This is a genomic window from Mycobacterium sp. EPa45, assembly GCF_001021385.1.
GTDB lineage: Bacteria > Actinomycetota > Actinomycetes > Mycobacteriales > Mycobacteriaceae > Mycobacterium.
Genome location: NZ_CP011773.1, coordinates 5,993,376 through 6,006,435 on the forward strand (window position 1 = coordinate 5,993,376; position 13,060 = coordinate 6,006,435).

The following is a 13,060-nucleotide window of genomic DNA, read 5'->3' on the forward strand; positions in this document are numbered from 1 at the left end:
AGAAGTGCTGAGAACTTCTCGCACCCGAACTGTTTCCGTGGTACGCCCGGCTCGTCAGCCGCGATGGCGATTCCACTGGTGGTGATGATGGATCGAGGAACCCGGGACCGGCTGGTTGTGCTGGTGGGGGAACGCGGCGTGCGGCGTCGGCGAGCTCATGTTGGGTCCGGTCGTGTCGGCGTGGCCGGCGCCGGCCGCGCCAATCGCCACCATCGCGGAGCCCGCGGCCAGAACTGCACCCGCGGCAATGCGCTTGAACCAGAGATTTGTCGAGTTGTCGGCGTTCATCGTGATCGTCATGTCCTGCAATGTCCTTGCTTCGTCTTTTCATCGGCTGGCGGTGATCTAACGATCCCGCAGATCCGCGCCGACGTCTGTCGGGTGACCAGCCCAAAGCAGGGGTGAAACCGGCGTCCACCGATCGGGGGACGCCCGCTGCAGTAAGTTCTGAACGCGATGACGATGCAGTTGGTCACCTCCGCCCCCGCCGCAATGGGTCCCGGGGAGATCGGCCCGTGGGCGGGCCGCGCCGAGCGGCTCGGATTCGACGTCATCCACATCTCCGAGACCATCCACGATCCGTTCACCGTGGCCGCACTGGCCCTGCAGCACACCGAGCGGGTGCTGGTGCGGACCAGCATGGTGCTCGCTTTTCCGCGCAGCCCGATGATCACCGCTTATGCCGCATGGGATTTGGCGCAGTACTCCGGCGGCCGGTTTCAGCTCGGCATCGCCTCGCAGGTGCGCGGCAACATCGTCGGCCGGTTCTCGGCGCAGTGGTCCGAGCCGGTCGCCCGCCTCGCCGACTACATCCGTGCCCTGCGGGCGATCTTCACGTCGTTCCAGACTGGAGCCAAGCTGAATTACATCGGGCCGCATTATCGATTCGAGCGTCTGCAGCCGTACTTCAATCCCGGGCCCCTCGAGCACCCTGCCCCGCCGATATGGACTGGCGCGGTGAACACCCGAATGTGCGAGATGGCAGGCGAACTGGCGGACGGTTTCGTCTGCCATCCGACCAACTCGCATCCCATCGTGCTGCGATCGCGCACCCTGCCGGCGTTGAAAGAGGGCGCATCCCGCGCCGGCCGCACCCTGGACGACCTGGCGGTCATCGCCAACCCGCACGTGATGACCGGCGCCACCCGCGAAGTCGTCGCCGCGATCCGCGACGACCGCCGCTCGGAGCTGGCCTTCCTCTACAGCACGCCCGCCTACCGCAGGCAGTTGGAGGACTTCGACTTGGCCGAGATGGGAACCACCCTGTCCGAGATGGCGCGACGCTCCGAATGGGACGGCCTGCCAAGCGTTCTCACCGACGAGGTGATGGATCGCCTTGTTCCGCAGGGCACCTACGACGAAATCCCTGATGTGCTGCGTCAGTGGTATTCGGGGCTGTGCAGCGGAATCAACCTGCCGGTACCCGCCGAGGAAGCCGACGACGACCGCGTCGCCGCCATGCTGGCGGTCTGCCGTCAGATTCCGGCAGCCGCACGCAATTCCTCGTAGGCGGCGTCGATACAGTCTGCGAGTCCGGCGATGTCGGGCAGCGCATTCGGATCGGTGCACAGCCCGATTCCCATGTCGCCGGCACACGAGATGGCCGAGATCCGCAGCGCGTGATGAGCGGCCGGTTCTGATGACGAGAACAGATGCTGCACACGACGGCCGGCCACCTGAACCGGATGACGAGGTCCGGGCACGTTGGAGATCGACAGGCAGAATTCCTCTGCGCTGCCGGCCAGCCGCCGGATCGCCGCCTCGAGACGCGGGACGCAGCCCAGCGCATGAAACAGGTCGTACATCTCGTCGGCATCGTCGAGGCGCTTGCGCTCGCGGGTCTCGGCACTGATCCGGTCCAGTCGCGCGAGCGGATCCACCTGCGTCAGCGGCAGATCGATGTTGAGGAACGAATCCCGGTTGCCCAGACCGGTTTCGCCGCGGTGATGCAGACTCACCGGGATCTGCGCCCGCAGGTCTCGTGCCCGGGTTTCCCCGAGCCAGCGCCGCAGGGCCCCGGCGATCACGGCGAGCAGGACGTCGTTGACGGTGGCGGGGGTGGGCCGCGACGCACCGACAGCCTTGAACTCGGCCAGCGGGGCGACGGCGAATGCCAGTTCCCGCGCGGCGGTGACGGGCCGGTCGAACGGCGAGTTGCCACCGGGATGACCCAGCTCGCGCAGCAGAGCCGACGGCATTCGCCAGGCTTCCTGCAGCGGCGTCAGGGTGGGCGAATCATGCTGACCGGGGCGGCTTTCCGTGGCAGCTGGCTCTTGGTGTGCGTCGAATAGCACCGAGTTCAAGAAGCGAACGCCGGCGATCCCGTCGGCCATCGCATGGTGAATGCGCGCCGCGATCGCCTCTCGGCCGTCGGCCAGCGGCCCGATGACGTCGAAGGTCCACAGCGGGTTGCGGCGATCGAGGTGCTCCGACATCAATGTGCTGACGATGCGCCACAGGTCTGCCCGGCTGACGCAGTTCGGGTCGGTGTGACGCCGGACGTGGTCGGTGATCTGGAAGTCGGTGGCGGGCACCCACCGGGGTGCGGGCCCCGAGGTGTCGACGCGGTAGGTGGCACGCGGTTGGCTCGGCAGCCGCTCGCCCACTGCGGCCCGCAACGCCTCGACGTCGAGGGCACCGGAACTGGGTTCCAGGACCACCAGTTTCAGCGTATGGCCGGTGATCGACGCGGATTCCACGCCGAGGATGCGCGCGTCGTCGGCGGAGAGCAGTTCGGAATCGTCGGGCCCCACCCAAGCCAGCCTAGGTCCGGAAGCGTTCGAGGTAGGCCCGCTCGTCCCAGGTGGACAGAAACGTCGTCGCCGCGTCGTGGCCCGCTGTGTAGAGGGCGTCGATCTGCGGCTGCTTGATGTCGAAGTCGAGCACGCCGACCTTCGCCGAGTCGACCCGGATTGTCCTGGCACTCACCCATGGCAGGTTCAGGTAAGCCTGGTCGCGGCCGACGAGGATCGTGGTGATGACGTCCTCGAGCAGACTCGGGCCGCCGAACAACCGCAGCGGGGCCAGCGCGGAGATCACTTTGTCGTTGTGTTCGGGCAGGTCGGGCAGCAGCGTCACCCCGAAGGTCGGCCACCGGGGTTTCTTGCCGTCGCAGCGGTCCAACGAGTCGATCGGGTAGTTCGACAGCAGCCCGCCGTCGACGAGGGTCGACTCGCGCCCCGTCGAGCTGGTCAGGGTGACGGGCTTGAAAAAGAACGGGATCGACATCGAGGCACGCACCGCATCGGCGACCGGCTGCTCGTCCGGGTCGAGGCCGTAGAGCCGGAGGTAGTCCCACGGCAGGCGGACCAGCTGGCCGGTCGTCACGTCGGCCGCGGTCACCACGAGCCGGTAGCGCTGCTCTGGGGGAAGTTCGTCATCGTCGAGCCGCAGGTCGCCGAACGTGGTGACGCCGAGTTCGCGCATCTGGTCGGCGATGAAGTCGTGCGCGTAGGCGCCCCGGTAGATGCCGGTGCCCTGCAGGATCGCCCAGCCGGCGCCGAGCAGTGGCACGCGCTCGACGGGTCCTGGATCCAAGAACTTGCGGTAGTCGATGCTCAGGGTGAGGTCGCGGACGTCGTCCGGGGTCAGCTGGTCGTTCTTGGCGGCGGCAGCCACGATCGAGCCGACGATCGACCCCGCCGAGGACCCGGCGACGCGATGCGCCCGATAACCGGACTCCATCAGCTTGACGACGGCACCGGCCAGGCCGATGCCCTTCACCCCGCCGCCGGCCAGGACCAGGTCGATGGGCTTCGTCGCGGTGTCGGGCATCGCCCCATGCTAGGAGTCAGCGGTTAACCGGCGTGGTGCCACTGGTGGTGATGGTGTTCTGGCGAGCCCGGCGCCGCAGGATGCTGGCCGGGGAAGGCCTGGTGATGTCCGGGCTGACTCATGTTCGGGCCCCCGTTGAAGGAGCTGCCGTCGGCGAGGGCGTCGGTGGCAGAACCGAAGGCGAACAGTGCCGAGCCCGCGGCGAGGGCGCTGCCGGCGGCGAATCGCTTCAGCCAGGTCATGGTGGTCATGTCGTATTCCTCTTGGTCGTCGTTGACTGTGACTTGGCCGTTGCGCTTCGCCAGTGCCTAAACGGTCTCGCATCCGGGCATCGTTGTCTGTCGGGCAGCCGGCGGAGGGCCGGGGGGAATTCGCTGTCCCCCGATCAGCCGACACCGCTCAATTTCTGCCAACCGGCGATCATCTGCTGCCAGCGGAATTACCACGCCCCTACCTGATGTTGAGACAGTCAGCGGCCCGGAAACCCCACACCGGACGCAGACGAAGAAGAGGGAATGACATGAAGAAGTACGCAATCACCACAGCGATCGCAGGCGCGATGACCGCAGCCGTTCTCGGCCTCGCCGGACCCGCACAGGCCGACCTCGGTCACAACGACTGGGTCAACAACATGGGCCCGACGGCGACCGCGCCGCACGTAGACACAACCGTCCACGGAAGCCGTTGATCGCCAACGAACTCAAGAGGGGCACCCGATCCGGGTGCCCCTCTTTCGTTGTCAGGCCAGGATCGCGTCGATCGCCCGGTAGATGCGTTGCTCACTGACCGGCCGCGGGGTGCCGAGCTGTTGGGCCCACAGGCTGACTCGCAATTCCTCGATCTGCCAGCCGATGTCCCGAACGTCGGAGGCCGCGGCGCGGGCAGGCGAGAGTGCCTGACGCAACTCGGAATACGCCTCCTGGACGGCGTGTACGCGGTGCATGCGCTCACGATCGGCCTGAGGGGCCTGCGGCAGCCGGTCCAGGCGACGTCCGATCGCCGTCAGGTAGCGGGTCAGGTCGGTGAGGCGCCCCGCCCCGGTCGCGGTGACGAAGGGAGTCGAGACCAGGCCGGCGAGCTGCGCACGGATGTCGGCGACCGCGTCGGCCTGCGCCGCCGACGGCGTGTCCGGCAGCGCCAACTGCACCTCCTGCAAGGCGGTCAGCGCCCTCTGTACCCGGGTCACGATTTCCCGAGTCGCCGACGGCAGTGCCGCGGCCACCCGGTCGCGCAGCACGGCGAAGTCCGACTTCGTCCAAACCGGTTGGTCGGCAAGCACATCGACAGCCGCGTCGGCGCAATCTTCCAGCAACGCGGCCAACGACCCGTCGGGGTTGGTCCCCAACATCAGTCGGGTTCGCGGGTCCAGGCCCTTCTCCACCGCCTTCACCGGCGAGGGCACCGCCAAACGCAGCAGCCGCCTCGTGCCCGCACGCATCGCGGCGTCACGCTCTGCCCCGGTGGCGAAGACCCGCACATCCACCGTGGTGCCGGCATCCACCAATGCCGGATACCCGCGGACGATGTGGCCGCCGACCGTGCGCTCGACGCTGGCCGGTAACCGGTCGAGATCGTCGGGCCAGGCGCGCAACCCCTTTCGCTCCACGTCACCGGCCACCGCGTCGGCCACCGCCTTGCGGGCGGATCCGGCGAGCTGACGCTGCAGTACATCGAGATCCTTGCCGCGGGCCACCTCGGTTCCATCCGGTCCCTCGACGGCGAAGGTGACCCGCAGGTGAGCGGGCAGCTTGTCCAGATCGAAGGCGGTGATCGGCACCAGAACACCGGTGCGACGATGTAATTCGCGCTGCAAGGCTTCCAGGAGAGGTTCGCGACCCGCTTGGATGTCGGCGAGAACAGCACGCGCGGTGTCGGGGGCCGGAACGAAGTTGCGGCGCAGGTCTTTCGGCAGGGACTTGATCAGCGCGGTCACCAGCTCCTCGCGCAACGCCGGTACCTGCCAGCCGAATTCGTCGCCACCCAGCCGGGCCAGCACCTCGACCGGGATGTGTACGGTGACTCCGTCGTCGGCGGCGCCGGGGTCGTACCGGTACGTCAGTGGCAGCGACAGATCCCCGGCCTGCCAATTGTCCGGCCGCTCGGCGGCGTCGTCGTCGACCCGCAGCAGGTCGTCACGGGTGAAGGTCAGCAGGCCGGGAGTGCGGTGCCGCTGCTTCTTCCACCAGCCGTCGAAATGGCGCGCGGAAACCACCTGTGGCGGAATCCTGCTGTCGTACCAGGCATAGATGTCGTCCTCGCCGACGAGCAGGTCGCGCCGCCGGGCACGCTCCTCCAGCTCCGCCAGCTCGGTCCGCAGCCGTGCGTTGTCGGCGAAGAAGTGGTGGCGTGTCTGCCACTCCCCCTGCACCAGCGCGTGCCGGATGAACAGCTCGCGGGACACCGCCGGGTCGACCGTGCCGTAGCCCACCCGCCGGCGTGGGACGAGCGGGAGTCCGTAGAGCGTCACCCGTTCGAAGGCCATGACGGCACCGCGCTTGGCGTCCCAGTGCGGTTCGCTGTAGGTGCGCTGCACCAGATCGCCGGCGACCCGCTCGACCATCTCGGGTTCGACGCGGGCTGCGATGCGTCCGTACAGCCGGCTGGTCTCCACCAGGTCGGCCACCACGAGCCAGCGCGGCGGCCGTTTGGTCAGCACCGATCCCGGCGCGAGTACGAAGCGTGAGTTGCGCGCACCGGTGTACTCCCGCGAGTCCCCTTCCCGCAGGCCGATATGCGAAAGCAGACCGGCGACCAGCGCTGCGTGTATCCGCGCCGGATCGGCGGGCTCCGGGTCATCGGATTCCCGAATACCGATGTCACGGGCAATACTGCGTAGTTGCCCGGTGAGGTCCTGCCACTCCCGAATGCGGAGGTAGTGCAGAAACTCCTCGCGACACATACGCCGGAAAGCGTTGCCGGAGCGGGCTTTCCGCTCCTCACGCAGATATCGCCACAGATTCAGGTAGGACACGAAATCGGAATGCTCGTCGGCGAATCGGGCATGTTTCTGTCGGGCCGCCTCTTCGCGGTCGGACGGCCGCTCACGCGGGTCGGGAATCGATAGTGCCGCGGCTAGCACCAGGACTTCACGAACGCAGCCTTCGGTGTCGGCCTGCACGATCATCCGCGCCAACCGCGGATCGACGGGCAACTGCGCCAGCCGCCGGCCGATATCGGTGATGGCGCCGGCGGAGTCGAAGGCGCCGAGTTCCTGCAGAAGCTGAACGCCGTCGCGGATGCTGCGCTGTTCCGGCGGGTCGAGAAACGGAAAGCTTGCGATGTCGCCGAGTTGCAGCGCCGCCATCTGCAGGATCACCGCGGCCAGGTTGGTGCGCAGAATCTCCGGGTCGGTGTAGCGCGGACGGGCCGCGAAGTCTTCCTCCGAGTACAGCCGGATGCACACCCCCGGTGCGGTACGACCCGACCGCCCGGCCCGCTGCGCTGCCGAGGCCTGCGAGATCGGTTCGATCGGCAGACGCTGCACCTTGGTCCGCCTGCTGTAGCGGGAAATCCGTGCAGTGCCGGGGTCGACGACGTACCGGATGCCCGGCACCGTCAGTGATGTCTCGGCGACGTTGGTGGCCAACACGATCCGGCGTCCGGTGCGCGACGGCTGGAACACCCGCTGCTGCTCGGCGGTCGGCAACCGGGCATACAGCGGGAGCACCTCGGTGTTCCTCAGGTCACGCAGCGCTTCGGCGGTGTCCCGGATTTCGCGCTCTCCGGACAGGAACACCAGCACGTCGCCGGGCGGCTCGGCCTCCAACTCGCGGACGGCGTCGACGATGGCCTCGGTCTGATCGCGAATCTCGGTGCGCACGATCTCGTGGTCGGGATCGTCGGGGTCGTCTGAATCATCGCTCACCACAGGCACTTCCAGCGGTCGATAGCGGATCTCCACCGGGTAGGTGCGCCCCGATACCTCGACGATCGGCGCGCCGTTGAAATGCCGCGCGAACCGTTCCGGCTCGATCGTCGCCGACGTGACAATCACCTTGAGATCCGGCCTGCGCGGCAACAGTTCACGCAGATAGCCGAGTAGGAAATCGACGTTGAGGCTGCGCTCGTGTGCCTCGTCCAGGATCAGCGTGTCATACCGCAGTAGCCGCCGGTCCCGCTGGATCTCGGCGAGCAGGATGCCGTCGGTCATCAGCTTCACCAGGGTGCGGTCGCTGGCTTGGTCGGTGAAGCGGACCGTGTAGCCGATCGTGTCACCCAGCGCAGTGCCCACTTCGTCGGCGATGCGCTGGGCCACCGTGCGCGCCGCCAACCGGCGTGGTTGGGTGTGGCCGATGGTTCCGCGGATTCCGCGACCGAGCTCCAGGCAGATCTTGGGCAGCTGGGTGGTCTTGCCCGAACCGGTCTCACCGGCGACCACAACCACCTGGTTTTCGGTGATGGCCTTGGCGATCTCGTCGCGGCGGTCGCTGACCGGCAGGTCAGGGTAGGTGATCGCCGGCACCGCGGCTTCCCGGGTGGCGATCAGAGCCTCGCCCGCGGTGATTTGGTCCGAGATCTTCTGCAACGTTTCGGCAGGCACCTCACCGCGCAGGGACTTCAGCCGCCGGCCGAGCCGGGCCGCGTCGCGGAACGTCAACCCGTCGAGGCGGGCGCGCAGCTGACGCACCTGCTCGACGGAGACCTCGGACACTGGCGCCACAATAGCGGCGAGCGCCGCTGCGAGCGTCTCGGAGTGCGTAGGCTCGACAGCGATGACCATTTGGATCGTCGTAGGTCTGCTGCTGGTAGGCCTCGGAATCGTGGCCAGTCAGCTGTTTCGGCTCAAGGACTGGCTCAATAGGCCAGCCCCGCCCAGCGAGCCACCCATTGAGCATCCCGACGAACCCGAGACGTGAGCGACGTGCCCGCGGGGGTGCGGGCGATGGCCGCGCGCGGACCGCAGTGGGCGGCATGGATCGACGCGTTGCCGCGGTTCACCCGTGACGCCGTCGCGCAGTGGCAGCTTCGGCCCGACGGTCCCCCCACCCACGGTTACTGCTCGCTGGTGCTGCCGGTCCGCGCGGCCGACGGGGCGAGCGCCGTGCTCAAAATCAGCTTTCCTGACGGCGAATCCGAACACGAGCACCTGGCGCTGCGGCGCTGGGGCGGCGACGGCGCCGTCAAGCTGCTCAGTGCGGACCCGCACCGGCGCGCCCTGCTGCTCGAGCGGCTCGGCACCGAAGACCTGACCCACGTCGACGATGTCGAGGCCTGCCAGATCGTCGCAGGCTTGTATCGGCATATCCATGTCCCGGCCATGCCCCAGCTGCGGACGCTGACGTTCTACCTCGACCGGTGGACCGCCGAACTCGCCGATCTGCCGCGCGGCGCGCCGATACCGCACCGGCTGGTCGAGCAGGTACTGAGCCTGTGCGCCGACCTGACCACCGATCCGCTGACCACCGCACGGGTCATCCACGGTGATCTGCACTACGCGAACGTGCTTTCCGGCCGTCGCCGGCCGTGGCTGATCATCGATCCCAAGCCGGTCAACGGCGACCCGGCCTACGAGATCGCACCCATGCTGTGGAACCGCTTCGACGAGCTCGCCGGTGACGTCCGGGACGGCGTGCGACGGAGGTTCTACACCCTGGTCGACGCCGCCGGGTTCGACGAGGACCGAGCGCGAGCCTGGGTCATCGTGCGAATGGTGCTCAACGCGATGTGGGCAATCTACGACGGCGACCGGGCCGAGCCGGGCTGGCTGACCACCTGCATCGCGGTCGCCAAAGCCGTGCAGGACTGAAAGCCAAGGGCCACAACAACTATCGAGGCGGGTCGCCGCGCCACATGAAGCTGTTGACGTACTTGCCCATGTCCTTGGCGATGTCGAGGTTCGCCGGTGACGGCGGTCCCGGCCCGTCGTCGGGCCCGAACTGGTGGAACGGCCCCACCGCACCGGCCACCAGAGCGAGGTCGTTCTTGACCGCGACGATCAGGAGGATGCGCAGGTGCTGCGCGTCAGTCGTGGTTCCCTTCGGCCAATCGTCAGCGACCTCGCCATACCCGGGTTGGTATCCCAGGATTGCGTTCGGCAGCTCGTAGGACGTCACCGCGTCGGAGAACATCTGACCCTTCAAGTCGGCGGCGACCTGGCGCGCGTCACGACCCCTCGCCGGCTCACTGAACAACCGCAAGGTCCCGCCGTCGCCGATGTTCAGTTCGGCCCGCACCCCGTTGGGTTCGGTGGTGACGTCGTAGGCGGTCCCCGGCGCCGGATACGACACCGAGAACGATCCGTCCGGAGCGAAGAAGCGGGGGTTGACCGCCACCGGCAACCCCGTCGGTGGACGACCGCAGTCGGGTGGGCAGTGGTAGGTGGTCGTGGTCGGCGTGATGCGGGTCGCGAGGACGCTCAGCGCCATCATCGCCGCCACCAAGACGACCACCCAGAGGCCGATCGTCACGAAGTAGGCCGGGCTGCGTTCCCGGCGGGCCCGGTAGTCGCCTGCTGGTACCGCGTAACCGCTGAACGACTCGGCATCGTCGGAGAATGTCGTCGTGTCGTTCATCGGCGCAACGACTTCAGGACGAGGAGAGCCTTGACCAGGTTGTCGACGTTAGGCGTGCCCAGGCCGGTGATCATGTCGTAGCCGGCCATCACCGGAGTCACCGCGTTGGCACCGAGAAAGATGTCCCGGAAGGCGGGGAACTGGGCGCCGCCGGCGATTTCGTACAGCAGCGGGTTGAAATCGCCGAGCTGCCCCAGCCCGCGCGCGGTGAGAAATTGATTCATCACCGCGGCCATTCCGGCCCAGATCGGCGCGGCCTGCGAGGTGCCCCCGCCGACGAGTATCTGCCCGTTGAATACGAACTTCACCCCGGTGAACGGATCGGCCACCGCCGCAATGTCAGGGACCAGTCGCTTGTCGTGCGGGCCGGTCCGCATTCCGATGTCCTGCCAAGACGGCCGCGCGAACAAGACGGATGCGCCGCCGCCGCTGCCCTGGGTCAATGGGACGTCGTACCAACCCTGTTCGGCCAACCATTGGCCCTGCGAGTCGGTCGACAGCGTGGTGCCTCCGACTCCGGTCACCTCCGGCAGGGACGCCATGACGTCCACGCCGTAGTCGTCGGGGCTCGGCGGATCGGACCAGGTCTTGCCGCCTTTACATTCCAGGCCTGCCAGATCCCCACTGGCGACGAAGGCCGTCGTCCCGTGGCGCTGCGCGCGGGCCAGCGCCGACCGCACCGGCGCCAGATCCGCACGAGCGAGCAACCGATCGCAGCCCCAGCCGATCGAGAAGCTCCACACCGCGCCCGGATACCTGTGGTCGACGTCCTCCATCAGCTTTCCGAGCTTCACGTACGGCGCGTCGCCTTCGGCGGTGGACCGAGCGTTGACCAGAACAATCTTCGCCGAGGGCGCTATCACGTGGGCGAACTGGACGTCCATGGTCGCCTCGCCGCGCCGCTCCGGCGGCATCTCGCCCATCACCTCCACGCTGAGCGGCGGCAGGGAGAACCACTCGGAGAACCTGTCCAGGTCACGCTGGTCGACACCGTCGAAGGTGAAGACGACGACGGTCTGGCCCTTACCCGTGTAGCCGGCGGTGGTCAGCGGGATGGCGTTATAGGCGGTGAGCAACTCGGTTGGCGCGAGCCCGGCATTGGGGACATCCAGCGGCGGGGTCGGCGGCAGGCCCTCATGAAATGGTGTGTAGCCGAGGATCCGGCCCAGCTCGGTCACTTCGCCGCTCAGCTGGGGCGGGACGACGGGCTGTTGAGGCGACGCGTAGAACAGGACCCCGTTGTTGCGGCGGTAGTCGTGCACAGCGACGTCGAGGGCACGGGCCACCGCGCGGGGTGCGCCCTCGACGACTGCCCAGGCGTCGCCGTCGCGCCAGTGCACCCTCAGGTCGTGCATGGCGGCCCAGTCGGTCAACGCCGCCGGCCGGGTGGGCGATCGCAGCTCGACGGTCAGCTGCACGTCTTGGGTGCGGGCCGGTCCGAGGTCGACGGACTGAGCGAGCAGGCGGGCAAACGGCCCGGCAATCACGTTGTAGGGCAGCGGCGGGGTCGGGCGGTCGGCGGCGAACACCACCATGACCATCACCAGCGTCGCAAGTAATGGTGTCAGCGGGCGCCCCTGGCGACGCCGGTGCCACAAGCGTCTCAGCATCACGGAAACGATCCCACACCGATGCTGCACGCACCTGCCGCGACAGGCGCGTGCGTTAACGATCTCGTTCGCCGCCGCGATGAACTGGGTATCCGAACTTCACTTGAGGTTTGTCGTCGAGGAGGTGGACGGTGAAGAAACTCGGTTCATTGGTGATCTGCGCGATCACCGCCATTGGTATCGGTGTCATCAGCGCGCCCACAGCGAGCGCGGGATGCCAGGGACTGTGGACGCCGTGGGGTGGCGGCGAGCGCTGTGACGGCCCGATCGATTCCAATGGCTTCTTCCAGCGCTGCGAGACGGGCGGCGCGTTCGGCTTCAACACGCCGCAGCAGTGCTACCAGGTGGACGCCAACAATCTGGGCAACAGCCAGCCCTGGATCGCACCCTGAGCTACAGCGGGATGGCCAGCTGACTCCTGATCAGCGGCGCGATCTTGTCGGCCATATAGGCGTGGCCCGCATCCGTGGGATGCACGCCGTCGGGCCCGATCAGTTCGGGGCGCCCGACGAACCAGCCTTCGGCGAGGGGGTCGACGAAGACCGCGCCGACGGCCTTGGCTTGGCCGCGCAGGCTGTCTCGCAGGGCCAGCACCTCGGGCGGCGGATCCGCTGTCGGCCAGGGCGGGCCGATGACCAGAACCTTCGCATTGGGCGCTACCCGGCGGGCGATCTGGAACGTCTCCCCGACCAGCACCGGATACTTCTCCATGTCGACGGGCTGGTCGTTGCGGGACCCGAAGAAGACCACGAGGGCGTCGTCACGGTCCACGGCTCGCACGGTGAGATCCTCGAACAGGCTGCCCTGGTTTCCTCGGATCCCGTAGCCCGCACCGCCCTCGGCGGCCACGTCGGCGTCGATCCTGGCGCCCTGACCGGCAAGCAACAACCAGGCGCGCGATGTCCACGACTGCGGTCCCTGGCCGCCCTCGTCGGTGCCGGTCGTATAGGAGTCACCGATCACCGCGACGCGACTGAAAGCTGAACCGCGATTTGCCAATTCGTAGCCCGCGACCGAATGCGAGTAGCCGACGACAGCGGCGATCACCGCGGCGGCCGACAGGCCCGCCGTGATGACGCGCAGAAGTCCTTCGCTGCGGATCAATGACACCCCACTGAGTTTTGCGCCCGACGGAGGCAGCCTACTGCCCCGAAGATGTTGTCG

13 protein-coding genes are annotated in these 13,060 nt (G+C 67.7%); 5 read left to right on the forward strand and 8 right to left on the reverse strand.

What is annotated here, in order from left to right; genetic code table 11:
• Window positions 1-54: 54 nt before the first annotated feature.
• The gene (locus AB431_RS28455) at window positions 55-300 is read right to left on the reverse strand and encodes a hypothetical protein (protein WP_082135832.1); all 246 of its coding nucleotides are present in this window, start codon (window positions 298-300) and stop codon (window positions 55-57) included.
• A 162-nt stretch (window positions 301-462) separates the two neighbouring features.
• Here AB431_RS28455 and AB431_RS28460 point away from each other — a divergent pair, with 162 nt between their 5' ends.
• Complete coding sequence (locus AB431_RS28460; RefSeq protein WP_047333890.1) at window positions 463-1,509, forward strand: TIGR03617 family F420-dependent LLM class oxidoreductase; 1,047 nt, start codon at window positions 463-465, stop codon at window positions 1,507-1,509.
• Here the strand turns inward: AB431_RS28460 and AB431_RS28465 are convergent.
• From AB431_RS28465 to AB431_RS28475, 3 genes are read right to left on the reverse strand one after another with little or no spacing between them, the layout of a single operon-like run.
• On the reverse strand, window positions 1,476-2,753 hold the full coding sequence (locus tag AB431_RS28465; protein WP_047332770.1) for a wax ester/triacylglycerol synthase domain-containing protein: 1,278 nt from the start codon (window positions 2,751-2,753) through the stop codon (window positions 1,476-1,478). The two genes, AB431_RS28460 and AB431_RS28465, sit on opposite strands and share 34 nt — an antisense overlap.
• A 10-nt stretch (window positions 2,754-2,763) precedes the next feature.
• Window positions 2,764-3,774: a patatin-like phospholipase family protein gene (locus AB431_RS28470; protein WP_047332771.1), complete on the reverse strand. Its 1,011-nt coding sequence runs from the start codon at window positions 3,772-3,774 to the stop codon at window positions 2,764-2,766.
• Between the two features lie 23 nt (window positions 3,775-3,797).
• Entirely contained in the window at window positions 3,798-4,025 is a 228-nt protein-coding gene (locus AB431_RS28475; RefSeq protein WP_052960421.1) for a hypothetical protein, read from the reverse strand.
• 269 nt (window positions 4,026-4,294) lie between these two features.
• Here AB431_RS28475 and AB431_RS31080 point away from each other — a divergent pair, with 269 nt between their 5' ends.
• On the forward strand, window positions 4,295-4,462 hold the full coding sequence (locus AB431_RS31080; RefSeq protein WP_096312558.1) for a hypothetical protein: 168 nt from the start codon (window positions 4,295-4,297) through the stop codon (window positions 4,460-4,462).
• Between the two features lie 51 nt (window positions 4,463-4,513).
• Here the strand turns inward: AB431_RS31080 and hrpA are convergent, their stop codons facing one another.
• Complete coding sequence (gene hrpA, locus AB431_RS28480; protein WP_047333892.1) at window positions 4,514-8,434, reverse strand: ATP-dependent RNA helicase HrpA; 3,921 nt, start codon at window positions 8,432-8,434, stop codon at window positions 4,514-4,516.
• Between the two features lie 52 nt (window positions 8,435-8,486).
• Between hrpA and AB431_RS31085 the strand changes: the two genes are divergently transcribed.
• Complete coding sequence (locus AB431_RS31085; protein ID WP_200902677.1) at window positions 8,487-8,630, forward strand: hypothetical protein; 144 nt, start codon at window positions 8,487-8,489, stop codon at window positions 8,628-8,630.
• Window positions 8,627-9,520 (forward strand): aminoglycoside phosphotransferase family protein, encoded by an 894-nt coding sequence (locus AB431_RS28485; protein ID WP_047332772.1) that lies wholly within the window; start codon window positions 8,627-8,629, stop codon window positions 9,518-9,520. The genes AB431_RS31085 and AB431_RS28485 overlap by 4 nt, the downstream gene beginning before the upstream one ends.
• A 19-nt stretch (window positions 9,521-9,539) precedes the next feature.
• Here AB431_RS28485 and AB431_RS28490 read toward each other — a convergent pair whose 3' ends face one another.
• Window positions 9,540-10,286 carry a hypothetical protein gene (locus tag AB431_RS28490; protein WP_047332773.1) on the reverse strand — a complete coding sequence of 249 codons (747 nt, stop codon included), beginning with the start codon at window positions 10,284-10,286 and terminating at the stop codon, window positions 9,540-9,542.
• Complete coding sequence (locus AB431_RS28495) at window positions 10,283-11,896, reverse strand: S8 family serine peptidase (RefSeq protein WP_052960493.1); 1,614 nt, start codon at window positions 11,894-11,896, stop codon at window positions 10,283-10,285. The genes AB431_RS28490 and AB431_RS28495 overlap by 4 nt, the downstream gene beginning before the upstream one ends.
• 131 nt (window positions 11,897-12,027) lie before the next feature.
• On the opposite strand from AB431_RS28495, the gene AB431_RS28500 reads away from it, so the two are divergent.
• A complete protein-coding gene (locus tag AB431_RS28500) occupies window positions 12,028-12,288 on the forward strand; it encodes a hypothetical protein (protein WP_047332775.1) in 261 nt (86 codons plus the stop codon).
• Window position 12,289: 1 nt separating this feature from the next.
• Here AB431_RS28500 and AB431_RS28505 read toward each other — a convergent pair whose 3' ends face one another.
• Entirely contained in the window at window positions 12,290-12,970 is a 681-nt protein-coding gene (locus AB431_RS28505; RefSeq protein WP_369803099.1) for a GDSL lipase, read from the reverse strand.
• Window positions 12,971-13,060 lie beyond the last annotated feature (90 nt).